Source organism: Scytonema sp. UIC 10036 (assembly GCF_009725235.1).
In genome coordinates this window covers 1-22,607 of record NZ_WJFC01000174.1, presented here as the reverse complement: position 1 = coordinate 22,607, position 22,607 = coordinate 1, and the positions used below count along the sequence as shown (strand labels likewise).

25 protein-coding genes and 1 pseudogene are annotated in these 22,607 nt (G+C 41.9%); 11 read left to right on the top strand and 15 right to left on the bottom strand.

Annotated elements, in window-relative coordinates; translation table 11 throughout:
- Positions 1–223 precede the first annotated feature (223 nt).
- The 3 genes from F7734_RS46815 to F7734_RS46805 all read left to right on the top strand — a co-directional run bounded on the left by F7734_RS46815 (position 224) and on the right by F7734_RS46805 (position 2,238).
- Positions 224–487, top strand: coding sequence for a sulfiredoxin (locus tag F7734_RS46815; RefSeq protein ID WP_155751166.1), 264 nt, complete (start codon positions 224–226; stop codon positions 485–487).
- Between the two features lie 171 nt (positions 488–658).
- Entirely contained in the window at positions 659–1,357 is a 699-nt protein-coding gene (grpE, locus tag F7734_RS46810) for a nucleotide exchange factor GrpE (protein ID WP_347566400.1), read from the top strand.
- 548 nt (positions 1,358–1,905) lie between these two features.
- Positions 1,906–2,238 carry an STAS domain-containing protein gene (locus tag F7734_RS46805; protein WP_155751165.1) on the top strand — a complete coding sequence of 111 codons (333 nt, stop codon included), beginning with the start codon at positions 1,906–1,908 and terminating at the stop codon, positions 2,236–2,238.
- On the opposite strand, the gene F7734_RS46800 is transcribed toward F7734_RS46805, so the two are convergent.
- The 4 genes from F7734_RS46800 to F7734_RS46785 all read right to left on the bottom strand — a co-directional run bounded on the left by F7734_RS46800 (position 2,235) and on the right by F7734_RS46785 (position 7,342).
- Complete coding sequence (locus F7734_RS46800; RefSeq protein ID WP_155751173.1) at positions 2,235–3,371, bottom strand: SpoIIE family protein phosphatase; 1,137 nt, start codon at positions 3,369–3,371, stop codon at positions 2,235–2,237. The two genes, F7734_RS46805 and F7734_RS46800, sit on opposite strands and share 4 nt — an antisense overlap.
- A 106-nt stretch (positions 3,372–3,477) precedes the next feature.
- Positions 3,478–4,248, bottom strand: a complete 771-nt coding sequence (locus F7734_RS46795) for a DUF1350 family protein (RefSeq protein ID WP_155751164.1) — start codon at positions 4,246–4,248, stop codon at positions 3,478–3,480.
- Positions 4,249–4,521: 273 nt separating this feature from the next.
- The gene (locus F7734_RS46790; protein ID WP_155751163.1) at positions 4,522–5,235 is read right to left on the bottom strand and encodes a rubrerythrin family protein; all 714 of its coding nucleotides are present in this window, start codon (positions 5,233–5,235) and stop codon (positions 4,522–4,524) included.
- Between the two features lie 331 nt (positions 5,236–5,566).
- Positions 5,567–7,342 (bottom strand): iron uptake porin, encoded by a 1,776-nt coding sequence (locus F7734_RS46785; protein ID WP_243147449.1) that lies wholly within the window; start codon positions 7,340–7,342, stop codon positions 5,567–5,569.
- Positions 7,343–7,883: 541 nt separating this feature from the next.
- Between F7734_RS46785 and F7734_RS46780 the strand changes: the two genes are divergently transcribed.
- From F7734_RS46780 to F7734_RS46770, 3 genes are all read left to right on the top strand, one after another.
- Positions 7,884–8,312 (top strand): MarR family transcriptional regulator, encoded by a 429-nt coding sequence (locus F7734_RS46780; RefSeq protein WP_155751162.1) that lies wholly within the window; start codon positions 7,884–7,886, stop codon positions 8,310–8,312.
- Positions 8,313–8,411: 99 nt separating this feature from the next.
- Positions 8,412–9,026, top strand: coding sequence for a Crp/Fnr family transcriptional regulator (locus F7734_RS46775; protein WP_155751161.1), 615 nt, complete (start codon positions 8,412–8,414; stop codon positions 9,024–9,026).
- A 463-nt stretch (positions 9,027–9,489) separates the two neighbouring features.
- Entirely contained in the window at positions 9,490–10,461 is a 972-nt protein-coding gene (locus F7734_RS46770) for an AraC family transcriptional regulator (RefSeq protein ID WP_243147448.1), read from the top strand.
- A 52-nt stretch (positions 10,462–10,513) separates the two neighbouring features.
- Here F7734_RS46770 and pgeF read toward each other — a convergent pair whose 3' ends face one another.
- Together pgeF and F7734_RS46760 are read right to left on the bottom strand one after the other, a co-directional pair.
- A complete protein-coding gene (gene pgeF, locus F7734_RS46765; RefSeq protein ID WP_155751160.1) occupies positions 10,514–11,314 on the bottom strand; it encodes a peptidoglycan editing factor PgeF in 801 nt (266 codons plus the stop codon).
- Between the two features lie 639 nt (positions 11,315–11,953).
- Entirely contained in the window at positions 11,954–12,148 is a 195-nt protein-coding gene (locus tag F7734_RS46760) for a hypothetical protein (protein ID WP_155751159.1), read from the bottom strand.
- A 247-nt stretch (positions 12,149–12,395) separates the two neighbouring features.
- On the opposite strand from F7734_RS46760, the gene F7734_RS46755 reads away from it, so the two are divergent.
- Positions 12,396–13,982: a M23 family metallopeptidase gene (locus F7734_RS46755; RefSeq protein WP_155751158.1), complete on the top strand. Its 1,587-nt coding sequence runs from the start codon at positions 12,396–12,398 to the stop codon at positions 13,980–13,982.
- 73 nt (positions 13,983–14,055) lie between these two features.
- On the opposite strand, the gene F7734_RS46750 is transcribed toward F7734_RS46755, so the two are convergent.
- Positions 14,056–14,736, bottom strand: a complete 681-nt coding sequence (locus F7734_RS46750) for a riboflavin synthase (protein WP_166482584.1) — start codon at positions 14,734–14,736, stop codon at positions 14,056–14,058.
- 339 nt (positions 14,737–15,075) lie between these two features.
- On the opposite strand from F7734_RS46750, the gene F7734_RS46745 reads away from it, so the two are divergent.
- Positions 15,076–15,573 (top strand): bifunctional nuclease family protein, encoded by a 498-nt coding sequence (locus F7734_RS46745; protein WP_155751157.1) that lies wholly within the window; start codon positions 15,076–15,078, stop codon positions 15,571–15,573.
- Positions 15,574–15,778: 205 nt separating this feature from the next.
- Positions 15,779–16,909 carry an aldo/keto reductase gene (locus F7734_RS46740; RefSeq protein WP_155751156.1) on the top strand — a complete coding sequence of 377 codons (1,131 nt, stop codon included), beginning with the start codon at positions 15,779–15,781 and terminating at the stop codon, positions 16,907–16,909.
- Here F7734_RS46740 and F7734_RS46735 read toward each other — a convergent pair.
- Together F7734_RS46735 and F7734_RS46730 are read right to left on the bottom strand one after the other, a co-directional pair.
- Positions 16,887–17,210, bottom strand: a complete 324-nt coding sequence (locus F7734_RS46735) for a type II toxin-antitoxin system PemK/MazF family toxin (protein WP_243147447.1) — start codon at positions 17,208–17,210, stop codon at positions 16,887–16,889. The two genes, F7734_RS46740 and F7734_RS46735, sit on opposite strands and share 23 nt — an antisense overlap.
- A 260-nt stretch (positions 17,211–17,470) precedes the next feature.
- The gene (locus F7734_RS46730; RefSeq protein ID WP_155751155.1) at positions 17,471–17,671 is read right to left on the bottom strand and encodes a hypothetical protein; all 201 of its coding nucleotides are present in this window, start codon (positions 17,669–17,671) and stop codon (positions 17,471–17,473) included.
- A 23-nt stretch (positions 17,672–17,694) separates the two neighbouring features.
- On the opposite strand from F7734_RS46730, the gene F7734_RS46725 reads away from it, so the two are divergent.
- A complete protein-coding gene (locus tag F7734_RS46725; RefSeq protein ID WP_347566401.1) occupies positions 17,695–17,940 on the top strand; it encodes a GPP34 family phosphoprotein in 246 nt (81 codons plus the stop codon).
- A gap of 224 nt (positions 17,941–18,164) precedes the next feature.
- Here the strand turns inward: F7734_RS46725 and F7734_RS46720 are convergent, their stop codons facing one another.
- Entirely contained in the window at positions 18,165–19,073 is a 909-nt protein-coding gene (locus F7734_RS46720; protein ID WP_155751153.1) for an AraC family transcriptional regulator, read from the bottom strand.
- A 105-nt stretch (positions 19,074–19,178) separates the two neighbouring features.
- On the opposite strand from F7734_RS46720, the gene F7734_RS46715 reads away from it, so the two are divergent.
- Complete coding sequence (locus F7734_RS46715; RefSeq protein ID WP_155751152.1) at positions 19,179–19,481, top strand: LysR family transcriptional regulator; 303 nt, start codon at positions 19,179–19,181, stop codon at positions 19,479–19,481.
- Positions 19,482–19,509: 28 nt separating this feature from the next.
- On the opposite strand, the pseudogene F7734_RS64505 reads toward F7734_RS46715, so the two are convergent.
- The 5 genes and pseudogenes from F7734_RS64505 to F7734_RS46690 all read right to left on the bottom strand — a co-directional run.
- A pseudogene (locus F7734_RS64505) lies at positions 19,510–19,815 on the bottom strand (IS4 family transposase); the annotation flags it as partial.
- A gap of 265 nt (positions 19,816–20,080) precedes the next feature.
- Positions 20,081–20,479 (bottom strand): RidA family protein, encoded by a 399-nt coding sequence (locus F7734_RS46705; RefSeq protein WP_155751150.1) that lies wholly within the window; start codon positions 20,477–20,479, stop codon positions 20,081–20,083.
- A 470-nt stretch (positions 20,480–20,949) separates the two neighbouring features.
- Entirely contained in the window at positions 20,950–21,108 is a 159-nt protein-coding gene (locus F7734_RS46700) for a hypothetical protein (protein WP_155751149.1), read from the bottom strand.
- Positions 21,105–21,986: an NAD(P)H-binding protein gene (locus F7734_RS46695; protein ID WP_155751148.1), complete on the bottom strand. Its 882-nt coding sequence runs from the start codon at positions 21,984–21,986 to the stop codon at positions 21,105–21,107. Before F7734_RS46695 ends, F7734_RS46700 begins: the two co-directional genes overlap by 4 nt.
- 13 nt (positions 21,987–21,999) lie before the next feature.
- Complete coding sequence (locus F7734_RS46690) at positions 22,000–22,458, bottom strand: nuclear transport factor 2 family protein (protein WP_155751147.1); 459 nt, start codon at positions 22,456–22,458, stop codon at positions 22,000–22,002.
- Positions 22,459–22,607: the final 149 nt, after the last annotated feature.

The window sequence follows — 22,607 nt, the reverse complement described above, 5'->3', positions numbered from 1 at the left end:
AAGATGAAAACTCAGCATTTTCTACATGAAGACTGCTATTTCACCACCAGTGTTCCTCATGTCACTTCTGCCATATCATAAAATTTCTTTAACCATGTCGTGTTTGTACCATAAATTTTTTGATGATACTACTACCGAGCTCACTTACACAACTTGTTGCAATTCAAAGTCATAACGACTATGATTTACTAAAAGAGAATTAAATTTACTAGCAAAACTTACTATGGTCAGAGTTCAAGAAATTCCTTTAAACCAAATACAGCGACCTTTACCCAGAAAGAACGATCCAGAAAAAGTCCTAGCTTTAATGGAATCGATCGCAGAGATTGGACAACAAGAACCGATAGACGTTTTAGAAGTAGAGGGAAAATATTACGGATTTTCAGGATGCCATCGATACGAGGCATGCCAGCGTTTGGGTAAAGAAACCATCCTAGCCAGAGTCCGCAAAGCCCCAAAAAGCGTTCTTAAGATGCATTTGGCTTAAGAAGCTAATGGTTAGTAGTTAGTAGTTGGTGGTTAGTAGTTAGTGGTTTGGTTAATAGCAACTAACAACTAACCATCAACTACTAACAAAGATGTAAAAAAATGTAAAAAGGGCTGAAAAGCATATGACCTTTTTTGTTTAAAATCTGAGTAAAAGTATCAAGACTAAAGGGTGAGTTCAATCCAGAATCCAAAATCCCAAATCCCAAATCCTGGTAATTTTACTCAAAAGTTGCAAAACTTAATGCAACGAGTGGAAATTTCTAGCTTTAAAGCTCTGAGTCGCTCTGCTGGTGTCTCAGAGCGTCAAATTTTTCGCTTGCGACAGCTGGGAGTTGAGCAGATGCGAGTGGATGTGTTGCTCAAGTTATCGCAAGCGCTAAAAGTTTCTTTAAATGAATTTATTGCAATTTTTTCTCAATTGGAGTTGGTGAAAGAAGCAGAGCCATCAAGTCAAGAATTATTAAAACAAATCACGGATATCAGAAAAGAGTACGATCGCTTACAAGACCAACTTCAACAGCAACGGCAAGTTTTGATACAAGAGTTCCAGCAGTCGAGTTTGCAACTGCTGGAATCTTTGTTATTGCAGTTTCCGACAGCGGCGTACAAAGCTAGAGAAAATACTCAATTACCTGCGGTTAATATTTTGCCACTGATACAAAAGCCTTTGGACAAACTTCTACAGGAATGGGGTGTGGAGGCGATCGCTCCTGTGGGAGTAGAATTACCTTACGATCCGCAAATGCATCAGTTAATGGAAGGCAATGCACAACCAGGTGAAATAGTCAAAGTACGATACACAGGTTACCGTCAAGGTGACAAGTTGTTGTACAGAGCAAAGGTTAGCCTGGTAACTAGTGACCAGTGACCAGTGACCAGTGACAATGAGGCATGGGAAAATTATTCCCTGCCCAACATCCAAAATACGTATTTATACTGAACTTTTTTAAGAAATTTATGTAAAAATTTATATTGTTGATAATCGACCGGGAATATCAAAAGACATAACACAGCCACTTATATCTTCTTTTTTTTTAGCTAAAATCGGTACTCCGAGTCAGTGTGGTTAATTCACAACTAAGTTAATTGGTCAAGATACTGCTATGGAGCTTTCTATCAACTACCAGATTGTTATCCAAAAATTTGGTGGTTCGTTGGCGTGTTTTTCCATGCTAACGGCTGCTACTCCCATATGCCCTCGTAGTTCTGTTTGTCAATAGTAGAGTTATTAGGATAGTGGAACAAGAGTTTACCCGGATGTGAATAAGAAATTAAAACGTACATTTCATGATTAATTTACATTTATAACTTATATCTTACATTTTTTCTATGGCAGTCATTTTTCAAATGAATTACTATTGAAATGTATTGACCAACGCAAAACATCATTAGTACAACCACAAAATCCAAGACATTATGGCAAATCCAGTTGTGAAAGTTATTAAACCCAATGGAATTTTAGACTCTACTCAGGGGCAGGAGTTTAGACAAACAGTTAACGAAGTTTTGGAACAAGACAGCACAAGAATTGTCTTAATAGATTTCCAAAATGTGAGTTTTATGGATAGCTCTGGTTTGGGCGCTTTGGTTTTAGCCTTTAAAGCGCTGCGTGCAGCAGATAAAAAATTGATTATCTGTGCCATAAACGAACAAGTCAGAATCTTGTTTGAATTGACTGGTATGGATAAGGTGTTTGAAATATTCCCCAATGAAGAGGAATTTAATAAAACTGTTATGTCAATGCATTAATCAAACTGAATTTGGATGATAGATAAATCGTCATCAATAGCATCTTTGGAGTTTAAACTATTTATGTAATTGAGTATAGAATCAAGGTTATTGTCAAAGCGGTGCTCTAGGTCAATAAGAACTTGAATAAAAGCATCTAAAGTCCAAACAGTGCCATCAGATTGAGTGATTTCATAAGCCCCATCACTAAAGATGTAAAGGCAACTGGATTCTTCTATATGACAAATACCATCAACATACTTTACATGAGGAAACATACCGACTGGCATGCCGGGTGTTCTCAATCTTTTAACTGCATTGGTTTTTGAAGATTGTTTGGATATCAAAATAGCAGGTGGATGACCGGCACTAGCGTAGGTTAACTGTCGCTTAACTCGGTTGTAAACTCCATACCAAATGGTAAAGTACTTGTCATTTTGATAATTCATTTGAAAGGTGTCATTCAATGCCCTTAATACATCGCTTGGCTGGTAATAATTCAGTCCTTTGAGAGCGTGCGATCGCAGTAAATTGAGTACAGAAATTGAGGGAAGGGCTGCTCTCAATCCGTGACCGGCAGTATCTAATAGATAAATCGCCAGATAATCAGGGTCTAACCAATAATAATCCAGGCAATCACCTCCAAGTTGTCGTGAGGGAATGAACCGGAAATTAATTTTTAAGGGTTGCATCATTGGGGGTGGCAGAAGAGACTTTACGTATTCTGCCGCTTCTGACAATTCTGACTCCAGAATTTGCTTTTGAAGTTGTAAATCCCGGCTTACTTGATGCAAGCGCAGTCCTGCTCTAACTCGCGCTTGTAATTCATTTTGTTCAATAGGTTTTGTGATAAAGTCATCAGCGCCAGCATCTAACCCCTTAACGCGGTCAGCCACTGAATCTAAAGATGTTAGTAGGATAAAAAAGGTGGTGGATAAATTGGGATTTGCCTTAACTTGTTTACAAACCTCGATTCCGTTTAAACCGGGCATTATCCAATCACAAATAATAAGTGCAGGACAGCAAGAAACTGCCTTGGCAATTCCTTCCTCTCCATCATTAGCTACCATCACCCTGTAACCCTGTCTTTCTAGCATTCTTTTCAGAAGTATTTGTACAGCAGGGTCATCATCAACTACTAAGATTTGAAACAGATTAGTCATTAGTCATTAGTCATTAGTCATTAGTCATTAGTTACTGGTCAAGTTGCTTCGCTCCAATTCGTAGTTGTACCTTTAATTACGAATTACGAATTACGAATTATTCTGGAGGTGATAGGGGATTTAGCCACAACAGAACAGTACGTTGTAACTCCTGAAGGTCACGGTATATTTCTTGCCTGAACCACTGCCCCAAGGCATCAAAGGGCGAAAACGATTCACCTGTTTGCCATTTAATATCTTGTCCTAGAGGGGTTGTGTGAGTGCCTGTAAGTGTTTGTACTGTTACCATTTCTGAAAATCGCTGTTTTAGGAGTTCGGTTAAAGCAGCTGATTGGTCAAGGGTGTCGTTGCTAAACTTTACTAGCAGGTTTCGACGGACTGCATATCGCTCTTGTACGAGTAGGTTCGTTTCTAGAGGCGAAGGAGTAAATTCGACAGCAGCAGCTAGATTGAATTGTTCAACTAGGGGAATGGCATCTCTGGCGGCATAGTTGTTATAGGATATCAGGATATTACCAGCACGTTCTACGGGAAAGAGACTGCCAATTAGCAAGTGGAGTTTACACCCCATGCTATGCCCTATCCCATAAATGGGAAGGTAGCGCTTGCGAATCGCTGACGAATCTTGTAAGCGTTCTAAGGCGCGTTCAAAATTTAGCAGTACAGACTTTGCGATCGCATAATGATCCAAAGTGTTAACGAACGGCGTAGCAATAACAGCATAGCCTTTAGTTGCCAGTTGTTCTAGTAACCAGCGATAGGTAATATGAGGTGCTGTCGCGACAAATGCACCTCCGAGAAAGTGAACGATGCCAATGGGATTTCGCGGAATGAGAACCCAGTTACCAGATATTTCTTTCCAGTCCATGTACGGCTATGTCAGCAGTAGAAGTTGAGAAGTTAATACTTCTTCATGGTATAGCTTGTTTCCTCTGCTTGTGGAATAAGGAAGTTTACTCTCTAAACACGTAGGGTGGGCTATGCCGCACAATAGCCGAAGGTGAGGCATAGCCCTACTGACAAAGATCGGTAATTTTAGAGTGGAAAAGGAGTACATTTCAACTGGAGGCGGAGCCTCCGCGCAGTCATTCCCAGCCGGAGACACCGGAACCAGTGCAACGAGAGAATGCATTGCAGTCAATTAAGCTGCAACGGCTTCTTCATAGGGAACGAAGGTTTTCTTTGTAGCACCACAAATTGGACAGTACCAATCTTCAGCAATTGCCTCAAAGGGTGTCCCTGGTGCAATTCCTGAATCAGGATCGCCGACTACAGGATCGTAAATCATTGAACACTGACGGCAAATCCATTTCTGGGTAGCTGGCTCGCTACTTGTTGCTTTGTGTGCGGGTGCAACTCCGTCTAAAGATTGTAATGCTTCTGTATACTGACGGGCATGATGGTGTTCGATGGGTGTCAGCAATCCAAAGTTGTGTGCTGCTTTACGGAATATTTGAGCGTGTTCGCGAGATTCTACCTGTTGCGCTTCAAATTCTACTGCAGCTTGAGTATCCCGATCTGCACGTGCTGCTTCTGTAAACCCTGGATACATAATCGTATATTCGTAGGTTTCACCTTCGATGGCTAGTTCCAAACAACGGGCAGCAATAGCTTTCTTCTCCGCTTCGGTTAAGGAAGCTGTATCTTTCACAACCAGTTCTGGGTGCATTAACCTAAAGTGAGCAAAAGCGTGTTCTGTCTCTTGATTTGCTGTTTCTCGAAACAGTTTTGACAATTCCGTCATTCCTAACTGACGGGTGACTTCTGCAAAGAACAGATACTTGCGATTCGCCATTGATTCTCCAGCAAAGGCTTCGGCTAAATTCTTTGCGGTGTTAGAGTTGGATAAGTCCATAGCTTCTCTTCTTATTATTAATTTACAGATTGCCGCAATCAGGCATTCTTGATAAATCGTACTCATAACGAATACGTTTACTTAAATTGTACTCATTACGAGTATGAATAAGCAAGTTTTTTCCGATGTTTTTATGCTTTGGGATTCAATTGCCAGTTAAAGTAAAAAAAAATACATTTGTATTGACTGTTTATAAGCATTTATACAGAGAAATAAAAACCCCCTTATTTTGCAAGGGGGGGTTACCGTATTATGGTTGTGGCCCGAGGGCTTACTTATATATAGGAACAAGTTGGCTCTGCTTATGCACTTTCAAGAAAAAAACGCATCTCTAAAAAGAAAGAACTGTTCGCAATGTCCCTGTGACGATCGTACCGTTTGACTCTTGGTTAGCGGGATTGGTAATCACTTGAATCAAAGGTGTAACTTGGATGTTGTAACTGATGGGAAAATTATAAAAAGCTTCAAAGTTGGTTTGAGTGGAATCACCAATTTCATTAGCAATAAAGGGTTGCCCCGCAGCAACACCAGCTAAGGCACCCCTAGTAAACAAGTCTGGAAAAGCAACTCCTGCCATCCAGTAGTTGGGTTTGATGTCGCCAACGGAGGTATTGTCGTAGTTCCCATAGCCATAACGACCAAATAGGGCGAATTTTGATGAAAGTGCTAGCTCAAAATTCGCTCCAAACACGTCGTAGCGGTTATCCAAAACTTCACCACCACTGTACTGAAGGCGTAAAGCAAATTTTCTTGAAGGAGAATATTCTAGTTCAACTGTACCTTGATATGTGTCACCAAATATGCCTGCTTCGCCAAAGTTTCGATTGGGACTAACGGGGTATAGTAAGGGAATAAACGATGCTGTCCCTCTGAGAACATCACCCGCATTTTGTATGTTCAAATTCCCTGGTTGGGATGCTCCAGCTGCTGCATACAAAGCTCTGACTGAGAATGCTCCTCCACCAGGTTTCCAATCAATTGCTGCACCGGATGACGGACCGCTAACAGGGAAGAGAATATAGTTGTTTACGAAGGCTAAAGTGCTAAAGTCGCGGAAACTCAGGTAAGCATAGCTGTTGCGATCCACATAGTCAGTTGTGCGAATATCAGGTCCGATAGAAACTCTCAAGTCTTTGAATGGTTGAAAAGTGTAAGATATCCGTGAAATAGCAATGTCAGCGTTGGTGGGTGGTTTAACAGAATAGTCTAGAACGCTACCAAAGGTTGGTTCTAAAAATCCTGCAGCATCGTCAATGCCTGGAAATTGACCGCTACCTGTGTTGATAGTTGTACCACTACCTGCGTCAATACGAATGAGTAAAGAGTCATTGCCAAAGAAACTGGTGTTGAAATCCAGACCGGCTCGGTATAATATTGTGGGGTTTGGATTTTCAGTAGCACGGACTTGACCTGTGGGATCGATAATTCGTTCCCCATCAAATCCACCTGCGTTCACTCCTATGATGACTTGACCGGTCAATTTTGTGGTAGTGGAGAATTGATTTGCCTCTAGTTCCGCAGTCTTTGCTTCCAAAGCATCGACTCGTCCCCGCAATGTTGCTAATTCTGAGGAAAACTCTTGTTGCAATCTTTGCAAAGTTGCCAAGTCTTCACGAGAAACTAAATCTGCTGTACTTGCTGCAATCAACTCGTCAATTCTTGCCAAGGCAGCATTTAAACCTGCCGCAAATTCATAACGTGTCATGGCACGGTTTCCCCGGAATGTACCATCAGGGTAGCCTGCAATGACTCCATAACGCTCAACTAAAGATTGGAGTGCTTGAAAAGCCCAATCAGTGGGTTGTACGTCTCTGAGTTGGCTCACTGAATTCACGCGATCGCCTAAATTAGGAGCGCCAGAACTTGGGGGTTCTCCCTGTTGAGGTGATTGGCTTAGAACTGGCTGTATTTGAGCGCTCGGTTTTGCTATTGGTTCAGTCGTGTTGCCAACTGGTTCGGATTCAACAGTGTTTTGGCTTTGAGTTGTCTCAGCCAGTCCGGCATTATGTCCAAGTATTAGGTAAGAGCAAGCGATCGCACCAGTAACATTTATGACAATTTTTCTCATATTCTGAACGCTTTCATAGTAGCTAGCAGTCTGTTTCATTAAATGTGAGGAGCTGCTAGATCCCCCACTTCTTTAAGAAGTGGGGGATCTGAAAACTTATCGAAGAAAACTAATTACAAGAAAAACTACCGCTAATGGTTGTGAATGTAAAGCTTTTTTTCAACAAATTCTCGAACAAGCATATTTTTTAAGACTTTTTCAGTCTTTTTCTTATTTTATCTTCAAAGAAAAATACCATTAGAGGATGTTTGAAAAGTGGTTGGATGTGATTTTTATCACATTATTACCCCCCTTAATCCCCTTGATGGATTGGGGAGAAACAAGAAAAATTCAGTTCCCGGACCAATCCATCGGTCTGGGTTAGGGTGGGGTAATAAATAAGCAAATATACGATAAAAATATGCTTTCTGACACACTGGCAAGAGATATTACACCGCCTTAATTTGTGAGTCTTGTCTGTTATTGCTGAAAATCTTCATATCTTGCCAACTTTTGTCCGGTTTTCAACACCAACCATAACTTGCAATATTGACGCCAAAAATTTTAAATTTTATTTAGCTGGCTAAATCTCTCTTTTCCTATGACTGAAAAACCAATGCAAGAAACCATTGGCTGCCTAATGCTACAAGTTTCTAAGGTTCACCGCAACGAAGCTTGTAAAGTTTTGGGTAAAATGGGGCTGCATGCCGGACAAGAAATTTTACTGATGCATTTATGGGAAAACGATGGGTTAATTCAATCTGACTTGGCTTTTAAGATGCAAGTGGAAGCCCCAACGCTTACAAAAATGCTCAATCGTATGGAAAAAGTTGGTTTATTGCAACGACGTAAGGATGAAGAAGATGCACGAATTTGCCGGATTTACTTAACAGATGCGGGGCGATCGCTCCAAAAACCAGTCCAAACTGCTTGGAATCTTCTGGAAAAGCGCATCTTGGCGAATTTAACACTCGAGGAGCAACTACTATTGCGACGGTTGCTTTTGCAGGTTTACAACAACCTCAGCTAGAAGTTCCTTTTTTTGAAATTTTATTTAGCTGGCTAAATATTTGGTTGCCAATCATTTTAGTCCTTAAATAACGAATTGCTTTCTTATCAAGGAGCTGGTATGGATCTGTTGACATTGAATAGTTTGCCAGAAGAATTACACAATACTATCGTGCGTCATGACTTATCAAAAGGAGAAACTCTATTCCGACAAGGAGATCCAGCATCGTCTTTTTTTGTTGTAGAAACAGGACGTATCAAACTTGTTCGCTATATAGGGGACGATAAAGTGGTGACTTTTCAAGCTGTGGAACCTGGTAATAGCTTGGGTGAAATAGCTTTGTTTTCTCACACCTACCCCTGTAGTGCAGTGGCAGAAGTGGCTTCTCAGGCGATCGCATATCCCAAAGAGCCTTTGTTATCAGCAATTCGTGCAAATCCTGATTTCGCTGAAGATTTCATAGCAATGCTAGTACAGAAAATCCAAGATTTGAAATTACGCATAGAATTGCGAGACATTCGCGCTGCCCACGAGAGATTGCTGCGTTATTTGGATTATCTAGCACAGTCCAACGCGCAAAACATCATCAGCTTTGACCGCCCACTTAAAGAAATTGCTACAGATTTGGGTTTAACACCAGAAACCCTATCACGAGCATTGGCTCGGTTGGAACGAGAAGGTAAAATCGCACGTACTCGTTTGCAAATTACACTTCAGAAATCGTCGGCGGCTTGATTTAAATCATTGCAATTGTGATACCAAACCCTTTAATATGCCCAATGGTGTGGAAAAAAGGATGAAATATGAAGGATAAAGGATGAAGAAATCGTTTTTTCTCTTCAAAACAAAAAATAACTGGATACATTCAACAAGATTTCTTTGTGCAAAAAAATCAAAGATAAGCACTTATCGCTTCCAATCAAAAATTTGTAACAAGATTTATTTATGCGAATAAATTAACCGGAAGTATCCTAAATTTCCAGCTTTAAATTTACTTATGGATCTGACTATATGCTTCATACTTCATACTTTATACTTTAGTTGGCTTCTTCTATCACATAGCTCAATACGGTTCAGTTAAGGATAATTGTAGGTTGGGTAGAGCCACAGCGTTACCCAACAACGTCTGCAAAATGTTGGGTTTCGTTCCTCAACCCAACCTACGCAAAATCAGGTTTCTAGCTCTAACTGAACCGTATTGTCACATAGCTATCCTCTACCTCTCCCATCTCAAACGATCGTTGTGACAAGCTTAACCATGAGCAACAGCCAGCAATTAAAACAGGAAAAGCCTTTGCTTGTTGATTTGAAACAGGAAAGCGCTACCGAGCAAATCTTTTCTAACCCACCTCTGATAACGAGTTATCATTCAGGGTGGGATGGGATATATTTTGAGCACCATCATCAACCGGATAACGATACTTGCGAGCATTGTCTGACAATGCACACTATCAGTGTTGCCTTAGGTAACATATCGACAGAGAGATGGTTTGATGGAAAGGGAGAAAGTGAAAAACAAACGGCGGGAACCATTGCCATTATTCCAGTTGATATACTCCACCGTTGTTTGTGGGAAGAAAAAATTCAATTTATGTTTGTGTCAGTTGACCCCCTTCTTTTAAAAAGATTGGGTGTGGAAGTCTCTGCATCAGAAGATATTGAATTGATTCCTCACTTTGCCACACAGCAAGATCCACTGATTCTCGGTATACTTTTAGCTCTTAAAGACGAGCTAGAGTCAATTAGGAGTGGAGATAATTTGTATGTCGAGCAACTAAGAACAACACTGGTTATTCATCTTCTCAAAAAATATTGTGTCAAAAAAACTCAAATAGTTAAATATTCTGATGGTTTGCCAAAGTATAAGTTGCGTCAAGTTATTGAGCACATTCACAGCCATCTGAATTCAGATATCAAATTAGCTGAATTAGCAAGATTAGCAGGTATCAGCCAGTACTACTTTTGTCAACTGTTCAAAAATTCTTTGGGAATAAGTCCTTACCAGTATGTAATTCAGCAGAGAGTTGAGCAAGCAAAGCAGTTGTTACGAAGTGGGACGATAGCAATCTGTGATATTGCTCTGATGTGCGGTTTCGCCAATCAAAGTCACCTAACCAAACACTTTCGCAAACTCACAGGTATGACGCCTAGAGATTATCAGAAACAATAGTAGTTGGTGGTTAGTGGTTAGTGGTTGGTGGTTAGTAGTTAGTGGTTGGTGGTTAGTGGTTAGTGGGATTTTTACTAACGATTCCCGACCACTGAACTTTTTTCTGGTGTTCACGACGGTAAGAAAAGAAATACTCTGGAGTTTGGTAAGTACAATAGGGTGCGATCGCAATTTGTTCCAAACTAATGCCTAACGTTTCCATTTGTAAAGTATTAACTCGCCTTACATCCAATCGCACTCGCCCCGGTTCTGGATCTGGAAGTAGGGGAGATAGCGGTATATCTTGCAGTGCGTCTAGAATTGTTTTTTCATTATTATATGGTGTAATGCTAGCCCCTACCTCTGCTGCCACTTGTTCCGAGACTTGATAAACTTCTCCTGATATTGCAGGTCCCATGGCAATACGTAAATTTTCTAATTTGCTACCTTGTGCTTGCAATCGACTAATGGCTTGAGGTACTATTTTGAGCGCAGTTCCACGCCAACCAGCATGAACCGCAGCAACTTGTCCTGTCTTCTCATCAGCAATCAGTACAGGTGTACAATCAGCCGTAGCTACCCATACAGCTTGTGAAGGCTCGGTACTGATTAAACCGTCTCCTGATGCAAAAGTAGAATCATCTTCACCTTCATTGATTATGGATTTTGTTAACCAATCTTCGATTTCTTGCGGCGAGAAAACAGTGTTACCGTGTACCTGTTTTAAGCGGTAAACCGATGCTTCTGGATGCAATGCTTTTGTGATTTCAAAAGGGGAACTAGGTGAAAACTGCTTGGTAAAAAAGCCGTGATACCAAGGTTCCAATAAACTACAGTTAGTATGGTACTCCCATGTGTCCAGTCCAACGTGCATTGTTAACTATACCTAGAAACAAATAGAAATCCTCAACATACTAACGCAAACGGGACTGGTGGCTGGAGACAAGACAAGGTAGACTAATGCTAATGGCTAATGCTAATGCTAATGCTAATGCTAATCAGATGGCTAATGACACTACCAATGACACTTGACCATGACCTAGAACATTAAAAACAAAAGCTAGAAACTGCTCTTCAAGCAGGGCAAAGACCAAACCTAACGTTTCCATTACACCATTTATACAGTATCTTCAACCAATCAAATCTGTTGAATTTGCTAATCAAGGGCAAACCGGATGCACGTCATTGCTACCCGCAACAGCATAGGTCAGGTCCCAGGATATCTGATGATGAGGATATTGTATCTTTCATGCGCTTCACCCAAGTTGAATAACAAATGTTACCAAGACTTTGGAACGGCTTGGGGAATTGCTAAAAAAGAAAGAAAGCGTATTCCACTCAAATCAAATGCCCAAGCATTTATGTTTAAATCGGCCAACTAAGGTGTATTCTAACGGAAACCAAGTACACAAGGAAGAATCAACAAGCTATCATGGATTTGGTCATAAATTGGCAAACCCAGTCCGGAAAACGGCATCAATTTAAAAACTTGGCAGACGTTAATGATTCTCAATCAATTCCAAACTCTAATATCTCGCTGCGACTGTTTCCATTGAAATAGAATCTGATACAGTGTTTGCTTAGAAGGAGCAAATATATATAACGCGCTATCTAGATTACTGACCATTTGGCGATCGCATACACCATAAATAATATTGCAGCACTTATAGCGTGACACAGAAGGTGTCTCTCGGTATGCATGAAACATTGAATTGTAACAGTACAATCACGAGAAATTACTCCAGCCGTACAATCATATTTGGTTATGACGGCTCATGTTAATGTTATGTTAGTGGTAATGGTATGTGGATTGTTGTTCTCGCCCCTACCCCTACCCTCTACTCCCACCCCCTACCCCCTACCCCCTACCCCTAAGCTACAACCACATAATTCCAAAAACACATGACGCAGCCAATAAATCTGCCCTTGACCGTTGGATAACCGGAACAACACCCTTGTTAAAAAAACGTTTTGCGTCCAGGCTCCCCGCACAAAGCCTTAGTTTGCTGGGTAGTCTTGGTTTGCTCAGCAGTGGCGGTTTGGTTTTTGCCCAAACTGAATCCACAGTGGATAATCTTGTTCCCACTATTGAAACACCGCAAGCAGCACCAAATCCAGTCCGAAGAAGTACATCCGGACAAAATTCAAGTGCGCCTGCACCAGAAACATCTCGAGAGCAACCGGAATTTTCTCAGCGTAGAGCCAGACTGAGACAAAGATTATCTCGGTCAAAATCTTCTAACCCCGCAGTTGTTATCAGACAATCCAGACCTCAAAAAGTTTCCGAACCTGTAGTCTCCGTGAGAAGGTCAAGACCAAGACCTGAGGTAGAGATTTCTGTACCTACAGAAACTGCTAGAAAACTCAGGACAAGGTTAAAAACTCCAAGGATTGCTCCTGCTATTACCAGAGAAGAAAAGCCTCAAGTAGAAATTTCCCAGTCAAGGGTATCTGTTGCAAGAGACGAAAAACCCCAACAAGAGGTTTCCCGGCAAAGTTATTCTTCTGCACCTAGAGTTCAATCTACTGATAAGGATTACAACAATACTTATATTGACCCCACTGATTACAGCGCTGGTGCTACAGAAAGATATGAAGCACCAAATTCCGTGGTGATAACGGAACGTTCTGCTGATAAAGCCTCTGTTGCTAATGCTTCACGAGAGCGCACTTCGACACCAAGTTGGCTCAGAAGAAGTCAAAGAGCAACTTTGGCAACCGTACCCCCCCTTCAGCGCAGTACAACTAGGGCAAACCGCTCGTTTATACGCAACACTCCCAGAGTGACCTCTGGTATAGTGACCAACAACTTTTTACGTAATTCTTCTAGAATGGTTTCGGCTAGTGTGCCACCAAGCCCCATTCGACGCAATCGTTTTATCCCTAACGATTTCACTCCCAGCACAACCGTCAGTTCTAACCCTATTGCCCCAAATGGTGGTACCTTGCTTCCACCCGTAACTGCAGAAAATGTTGCTCCTCGCGAAAGCACGGTGGTTTATGACATTCCACTGGCAACAACATTGCCGCAAATTGCTTACAGTGGTGTGTATGCAGGTCGGGTTCCCTACAACGGTTCGGGATTGATGTTTCCCCTTTCCATTCCCGCCCCAATTACTTCTCTGTTTGGTTGGCGAACTCACCCCATTACGGGAGATCGTCGTTTTCATGCCGGTACAGATCTAGGTGCAGCTATGGGAACACCTGTTGTGGCAGCACAATCTGGTTTGGTGGAGATTGCTGACTACATGGGTGGTTATGGTTTAACAGTTGTACTCAACCATAATAATGCCCAACAAACGTTGTACGGTCATATGTCACAGATTTTGGTTCAACCAGGTCAACGTGTGGAACAGGGAACTGTGATTGGACGAGTTGGCAGTACTGGTAACTCCACAGGTCCTCACTTACATTTTGAGGTGCGCCAACTGACACCTCAAGGATGGGTTGCCACCGATCCAGGTGCTCAATTAGAGTATGCCTTGGGTCTATTAGTTCAATCGTTACAGACGGCTCAGGTTACGAGGCAACCTGGGAGTTAGGAGTTAGGAATTATGAATTATGAATTATGAATGTTAAATTTTCCATTCATAATTCATAATTCATAATTCATAATTACATATACCCATGTTCTGCTAGGAAAGAGGGTGTAATACCATCAAATTCATTGTCTGTGGTCGGTTTAGAGCCTTGATTGTCAAAGGAAAGAAATTTCTCGACGTATTTGCCTAAAATATCCCCTTCTAAATTTACCCAACTGCCTGGGTTTAAGTATCGGAGATTGGTTTCGGCATAAGTTACGGGAATGACGGCGACTGTGAACCGCATTGTTTCTGGCTGATAATCGGCAACGGTGAGGCTAATTCCATTTACTGCTATGCTGCCTTTAGGAACGATATAGCGGGCGATCTCTTTTGGTGCTGTTAACGTCATTTCCCAAGAGGTTGCTGTTTGTTCGGTGGATAACAGTTGACCCATTCCGTCTACGTGTCCCATCACAAAATGACCGCCTACTTTGCTTCCTACTCGTAATGAGGCTTCTAAGTTGACGTACCTCTGTTGTGTTTGCTCTTGTCCTAAGGTGGTGCGGCGTAGGGTTTCTGGTGAAGCAGTAGCAATAAATCCTTCTTTCAGAATTTTTTCTACCGTTAGACAGATGCCGTCTACTGCAATACTGTCACCAAGCTCTAAATCTTGCATAATGGCATTAGATAAGTGTGTGACACAAGTAATCTGCCAATAATGCTCCCCTAAGGGTTTTATGGTTCCTAACGACTGGATTAATCCTGTAAACACGGCTGTTTTGCTAAATTAACTCTATTTAAGGTAAGTTTTTGCCTGAAATCATTTGGTAATTCTCACACAAATTGAGAACTAATATGTATAATTTCAAACAAAAATTTGTGTCAGGTTATCAATACATTGATATTCATCACGAGGCATACTTGGGAAAGTAGATTATAGTCGATCTAGACTGAATCGTCTTGGTCTGTCATTTACGCTCATTTAGGAGTTTAATAGAAGCAATTATAGAAAATAAACTGTTATGTTTAAATTTGTCCCATTATTGACCAAACAAAAGTACGATTTGTTACATAGCTCTCTCACACACAAAGGATTTTAGAGGCTTAGCCAATGATTGAGATGAAAGTCGCTGGCATAGCATTAGATGCCATAACCCGCAGCCCAATTGTACTTCTGAAGGATTCTTCAGATCGCCGCGCCCTACCAATTTATATTGGTCAGGAGCAAGCAAGAGCAATTATGGGCGCACTGGAGAATCAAAAGCCTCCAAGACCCTTAACCCATGACCTAGTTGTGAACGTTTTAGAGGCATGGAATATGACTTTAGATCGCGTTATTATCCATTCGTTGCAAAAAGACACGTTTTATGCAGCACTGATCCTCAAACAAGGTGAAGTGAAAAAGGAAATTGACGCACGTCCAAGTGATGCGATCGCGATCGCTTTACGTACAAATACTCCGATTTGGGTGATGGAAGAAGTCATAGCTGATGCTTCCATCCCTGTAGATAGAGATGCTGATGAAGCCGAACAACAAGCGTTTCGAGAATTCGTCTCCAATCTTCGACCGGAGGATCTGATTAAACGTTTTGGTAGTAGCGACAGCTAGCGGTTTTTGAGGCGTGGATTTTGGATTAGGTGGTAGCCTATTGAGCACAATTACTTATACCATTTTGGATTTTAGATTTTAGATTTTGGATTGAGATAGCCTCAATTGGATGGAATCTCACCCAAGTATCTGTCACATTCTTTTTTCAAATTGGTACTACTCGTTCTTAATATCCTGTCGAAAAATCTAAAATCCAGCTATTCTGATGAAATACCGACGCTTTGGAAAAACTAATCTGTGCTTGTCTGTCTTTTCTCTGGGGACAATGCGCTACTTATCCACGCCTGAAAACGCATGGCAAACTATCCAAAAAGCTATAGCCTTGGGAATAAATCATTTAGAGACTGCTAGAGGTTACGGTAAGAGTGAAGACTTTCTTGGGAGTGCCATCGCTCTTGGTTTGCCAGTTCCTCGTTCTCAGGTGTACGTTACGACAAAAATACCCCCTACGGCAGATGCCAATACGATGCGTGAGTGTATTGACGCATCCCTTGAAAAATTAAACCTTGACTATCTTGATTGCCTGGGAATTCATGGTTTGAATACGTGGGAACATCTCGACTGGGTAAAAACCAAGGGCGGCTGTATGAAGGCAGTGGAGGAAGCCAGAGAAGACGGTAGAGTACGATATGTTGGTTTTTCCACTCATGCACCCCTGGAAATTATTTTAGACGCAATAGATACAGATTTCTTTGATTTTGTCAATCTGCATTATTACTATTTTTTCCAACGCAATGCTCTAGCCATTGAGAAAGCATATGAAAAGGACATGGGAATATTTATTATTTCCCCTGCTGATAAAGGAGGGCGCTTGTATACGCCTCCCCAAACCTTAAAAGATTTGTGTCATCCCTTTTCTCCGTTGGAGTTGAACTACAGATTTTTGCTAAGCGACACCCGAATTACCACCCTCAGCGTCGGACCTGCAAACTCCAAAGAGCTAGAGGAACCGTTGTTATTTAGCGATCGCGATCGACCGCTAACACAAGAAGAGATAGATACTTTTCAACGCTTAGAACAGTACCAAAAATCTGTTTTAACAACCGATAGATGCAGCCAGTGCTATGAATGCCTGCCTTGCCCTGAAGAAATCAATATACCAGAAGTACTTCGGTTACGCAATCTTGCTACAGCATATGATATGACGGATTTCGGACAATACCGCTATCGAATGTTTGAAAATGCCGGTCACTGGTTTCCTGGAATGAAAGCTAATCGCTGTACGGAATGTGGTGAGTGTTTACCCAAGTGTCCGGAAAACTTAGATATTCCTGCTTTGTTAAAAGATACTCACAATAAATTAAACGGAGCTTCTAGTCGGCGCTTGTGGGAGTAGAAATTGTTAAGGAATTTTCATATGAATTAAAGATACTAAAGACTGAACGCACCTGAAAAGTATCTGCTGCCGAGCGCTTACTTAGACTATTCTCAGCACTATGTTCTATTTTTACCATCCACACAACTCCTGAAAAAGCATCATTCCAACTAGTAATTGGCACAACAATCTTGAGTCGTAGAGTACCAATTTCATCATTATTTACAATGATTGCTGGACGAGTTTTCCCAATTTCATCTCCAATGGTTGGATCGGAGTTATAAAGCCAAATTTGACCTCTACGCATAATCTTCGTACTCATAGGTCGATATTGCCCCAAAACAAAATGATTCTAAGTATTCATACTCTGTGACAGTAAAGACTAGAATTCGTGGTAGGTAAAGACAAAATTATTTGTGTCAATACTATTAGTCTAATTGAATGAAATTATACACAGAATCTTCGCTATGACCATTAATATGGCTGTACCACTGGAGAAAAATAGTATGGACATGCAATCGTAGCGTATTGGGGTGGCAATCGCTCGGTTAAAGATAAAGGCTATTTAAGTTTCAATCCGCGTCAGTATATTAATCCCCTACATAGTATTATCCTGCCTGCTTTCTTCTTAGTAACAGGTGGAATAGCTTTACCTGGTGCAGCAGTCCATATTGAATTTGATGAGATTCGCAACCGTTTGTGGTCAAGTGCTACAGCAGCAGGACCGATCGCTAGTATACTTTTTGGATTGCTGTTAGGGCTCTTGCGATCGACAACAATCATCTGGTTGTAGTCAACGCTAGCACATCGGTCTTGATTCCCGTATAACTGCGTTAATTAGCTTGATGAAAGCCTGTCGGCTCACCAATGCCGTATTTCTGCCCGAAGAACGCCGAGAAGCCCGATCGCGCATTCAAGCGATCGCCAATGGAGAATTGGTGGGGAAGGCGGTGTCAGAGACGATCGCTAGTGCTCAGATGGCGATGATGGCTGCTGTGAATGCTGCGATCGTTGCCTCCGCTGCAAGCTCTTCCTCATCCAGTAACCAATGAGCGTGCATACTGGCATTGCTGATTCTGGTTATAAATTAGGAGTTGTATGAATTAAAATTTCGTTCCAATTCATACTGCTATTTAGCACCACCTATATTCTCACCATAACTACAGCTAACTAATCGGAGTCAACTCCAAAATATACGATTGTTCATCTGTTTCGCGGTCTGATTGACAGTAGTAACTGATTTGTTGGTCAAATAAACCACTAATTCTTAATGGTGTTAGCGAACCTGCTTTGGGGTCATTCCGGTGAATCGCTTAAACTGTTGCGTCAAATGACTTTGGCTAGAAAAACCTACTTGTAATGCAATGTCCGAAATTGACAAATCCGTTTTCAACAGCATCATTTTTGCCCGTTCCACTCGCTGTTGAATCACGTACTGGTGCGGAGAAATACCTGTAGCACGTTTGAATAAACTGGCAAAATAAGTGGGGCTAATATTAATGACTTGTGCAATTTGCACCAGTGATAAATCTCGGTCAAGGTGAGCGTGAATATAATCGATCGCTTGCTGCAACTGGGTACGAGTTAAATTTCTGTTCTCAGATGTCTTGGTTTGTGCAACCTCAGAATAATGTCGTAGCAGATGAATGACTAACGCTTGAGTTAATGATTCGACATACAATCGTCCCATCATTCCATCCGAGCGCAACTCAGCTAAAAGCAGCATTGCGATATGCTGAAGATTCAAGTCCTGTTTGCAGAAATGATTTATGAGATTGAGCCGCTCTGTATCCATTTCAGACGCTTGGGCAACTTGTTCGACCAACTCCGGCTGTAAGTGAATAGATAGTTCTGTCTGGAATGACTCACTTCCCGGACAACACCAGTAGCTCGGTCGTCCAGCAGGAACCAAGAGGCTGTCGCCCTTCTGAAACATTGATTCATGCAAGCGATCGTCTGACTTCTGGCTCAGATAACTGGGGTGACCCAGAGGTAAGATAAGCCAATGATCTGACAGAGCGGGAAGTTCTTTTTCTTCTTTACCTGGAGTTGAAAAATATTGATGCTGCTCGACCAGGATACCATTCCAGCCCATCTGACGACTGGATAACACCGGAGTTCTATTCAACCGTTGGCTGAGTTCGAGCGGTCTGAGAAGAACAAACTCAGAATTTGCATTTTGCATCTGCGTGGTGTATCTAATGGTTGGGGAAGTATATCGGCATATCATTACTGTATCATTGGTAGCACTATTCGATAAACTGAATATCAAATAAGCAAAATTTGATAAATGAATTTAACGGAATTTGACCTTAAGGCGCTCTTAGTCTTCGATGCTGTCATGGCTGAACGCAGTACGACCAAAGCAGGCTATCGGTTAACAATGTCACAACCTGCGGTGAGCAGTACGCTCAAACGACTTCGTTTCGCTTTAAAAGATGAGTTGTTCATTCGTGGGACTGATGGAATGCGTCCAACTTCTCGTGCTCTGGAGCTAGCTGCTCCCATTCGTCAAGCTTTGACTCAATTGCGTGAAGCCCTCAAACCCGTTGAATTTGTTCCTGCTACCTCCAGAGCATTCGTGACAGGTTAAGAAAATGGCACACTTGTCAAGAGGGTGCAGGAAAAGGAGACAAATCCATTTGAGAGACTGGCTTTCGGACACTTTTAACCACACCTAAGTCCTGGTTTTCTTGAGCAGTAAAGTACTTAACTGGGTCATCTGCCTGACCTTTATCATAAGCAACACTAAAATGGTATAAACCGCGATAAGTCATCTCCAAAGAAATACGGTCACGCATGCATAGATAACGTCGCCTATATAAATCTGCAACTACATAAGGGGGTAATAAAATTGGGTCGAGAACCGAAGTGATATAAGAATAACTAGTTTTACCAACTTGGATTTCTATTAAACGTAGAGTAAGAATTGGTGCGCCTCATCGACCAGTTCCGTAAATATTTTCCCAGCTAAATGACCTATTTTCAAGTCTTAGAGGAGGGAGTTGCAAGCTTAGCTTACAACTCCCTCCTCCTTTTTACAAGATTATCATTCTAAAAAATATTTATATCTTTCTTTAGATGAATTGACAAAAGTGCAATTGTTTTAACCTGTCACGAATGGAGATTCGTGCGGTTGTGCTTTTGCCGTTCATCGCTTAAGGCAAGGTTCGCAGGGGTGCGATCGGTAAGTCACTTAAGTGCTGCTGTTGCCTCAATCTCAACCAATGTTTCTGGGGAGGCAAGTGAGGAAACACCGATGCCAGTAACAGCGGGGCGCGATTCTGCCAGAAATTGCCCAAGAATTGGTGCGATAGTCCCCATAAATTCTCCAAGTTCACCCCGAACATAGATGCGAAGGTGGAGCAAATTCTCTACGGAACTTCCTGCTGCATCCAGGACGATGGTCAGGTTAGTCAGCACATTCTTGAGTTGCCCCTCGACGGTATGGGATGAGACTTGATGGTTTGCGTCCCAGTCAACTTGACCAGAAATGTAAACAATACCCGATGCGGTATCGACAACAGCGTGAGACAGTCCGTGCGGTTTTCCATCATAGCGTTGTGGCGGATTAATAAGTTGCTTTCGCATTGTGTCTAAGTCCTTGTAGAAAAGAGTAACAACTATGTTCTAAAGTGTAATAGGTTCCAATGCTCAACTTCTTTCAGATTCTTACAATGATTTGTCAGATTCTTAGGGCGTTAGTGAACCTGTTTTGGTGTCATTCCGATGAAGTGCTTGAACAGACGATCGACAACACTCGTTATAGAAACATCGTTGCATAATCGCGTGAACAGTCCTCAAAACTGCGCGATCTTTTACCGATCGCATCCTGCACACCAGACGCGATCGCAATTGGTTTTGTAGCAACTCTAATCTTTGTGGTACAAGTCTTTCGCAGTTGTATACTGCTCTATATGCGATGCTGTTTGAGTAGAATTCTCTTGGTTTTTTCTATCTGAATTGTAATGAGTTTCATTACCTAACTTCTTTCAAATTCTTACAACGCTTTATCAGATTCTTATGGTGCTTCTTTCAGCGATAGTGAACCTGTTTCGATGTCATTCCAGTAAATCGCTGAGAAACCACTTATTCAGAACTGCGATCGCCAAACGTTCAGTATTTAACGCTCTAGGTAGCGACTCAAAAGGTAGACGAGCAATAGACTGTAGTAACTGTATAAACTGTGGAGTCTTTAGTCCATCTGGTAATTTCATCATTTGATTTTTGAGAGTAGTTTATGTGTTACAAACTGCTCAAATGTAGTTGGCGTAACTGCTTCAGGTGTTCGCGCCGTTGCATAAATGCCGTCGCGATCGCCAAGAGCACGAAACAGATGCCCTAACTCTTGTTGTACATCCGGTGTTGCTCCAGTCACTGCAAGTTGCTGCTGAATTGATGCGATCGTTACTCGAACATATTCAACCGGACGGTTCAACACTCGTGAAAGAATAGCAGTGGTTTCAGGAAGCGTTAGATTTTCTAGTCCCATCAGATTACGAGTCCATTGCCCTGCCCAACAGTCGTCTAGTAAATATTTTGCCGCTTCATCACCAATGTCATCTGTACTAATCCAGGGAATATCGTGGTCATTGGCATAGGGAAAATATACGGCGTTGTCTTGCTGAATAAACTTAACTTGCCCTAGAAAATTCTCCATGAAATAGCCAGGACGCAAATGCACTACATTCGAGAGAGATTGGTTAAAAATAGATTCAACAGTTCCAACAAATGTAACTGTACCGAGATCTGCCTTTGCACCTGCACCCAGACTAGAAATGTTGACCACTCGTTTAATGCTGTTTTCACGCACTGCTTTAGCTCCAGTAGTTGCTGTCTGGATGTACCAGTCGCGTAAGCTGGGTGTATCTAGTTTTGGTGGAGTCAGCCAAAACAAAGCATCTACATCTTGCGTTGCTTCGATTAACCCTTGAGTATCATCACTGCCGATTGGCTTTACCGTAGCACCTTGAGCCGCTAAATCGGCGAGCTTCTCTGGCTGTCGTGTCAGAAGAATGGTTTCGGCTCCAGCCTGAATCACGTTCTGTGCGGTGCGTCGTCCAATATTGCCAGAGGCGGCGGCGATCGCAATTTTCATGCTTTTCCTCTCCTTACTCTGTATCTTCTGCATTAAAAGATTGGTGCAAATTTTGTGTGCCACCCCACGCTTCAATAGCGGACATAAGGTTCCAATATTCGCAGTAGTAAGCGATCTTGCCTCCTTTAGTTTCCAACCGCGTCACATAATCTTGTTGATATTGGCGACCTGTGGAAATAATGACGGCTTCCCCATGAAACTCAGCCCACAGAACATTAAGGTTTGTTGTTTCATATACACGAATGTTTGTAAAAGTCAAGCCCTGCATTTGCCCTAGCGCGTCTTTGAGGTAGTTGGAAATGACTTTTTTGCCTTCTAATCGTCTTGGTGTACCAGAAGCGTATGGAAATTCAACAACTGCATCTTCTGCATACAAGTCCATCAGGGCTTGAATGTTTTTGCCCATCAGTGATAAAAAAGTGGTAAATAATTCAGCGCTCGTCTGTTGCTCGCTATTTGCTAATGGCTGCATTAGATTCTCCTAGTTCTATTTGGAAAAGATTTGCTGTAAGAGGTTGTTTGAAAAGTGGTTAGCGGCATTATTACCCCCCTTAATCCCCCCTTAACAAGGGGGGAAATTGAATTTCCGATTCCCGGACCTTTCCAAGGGGAGGGTTATGG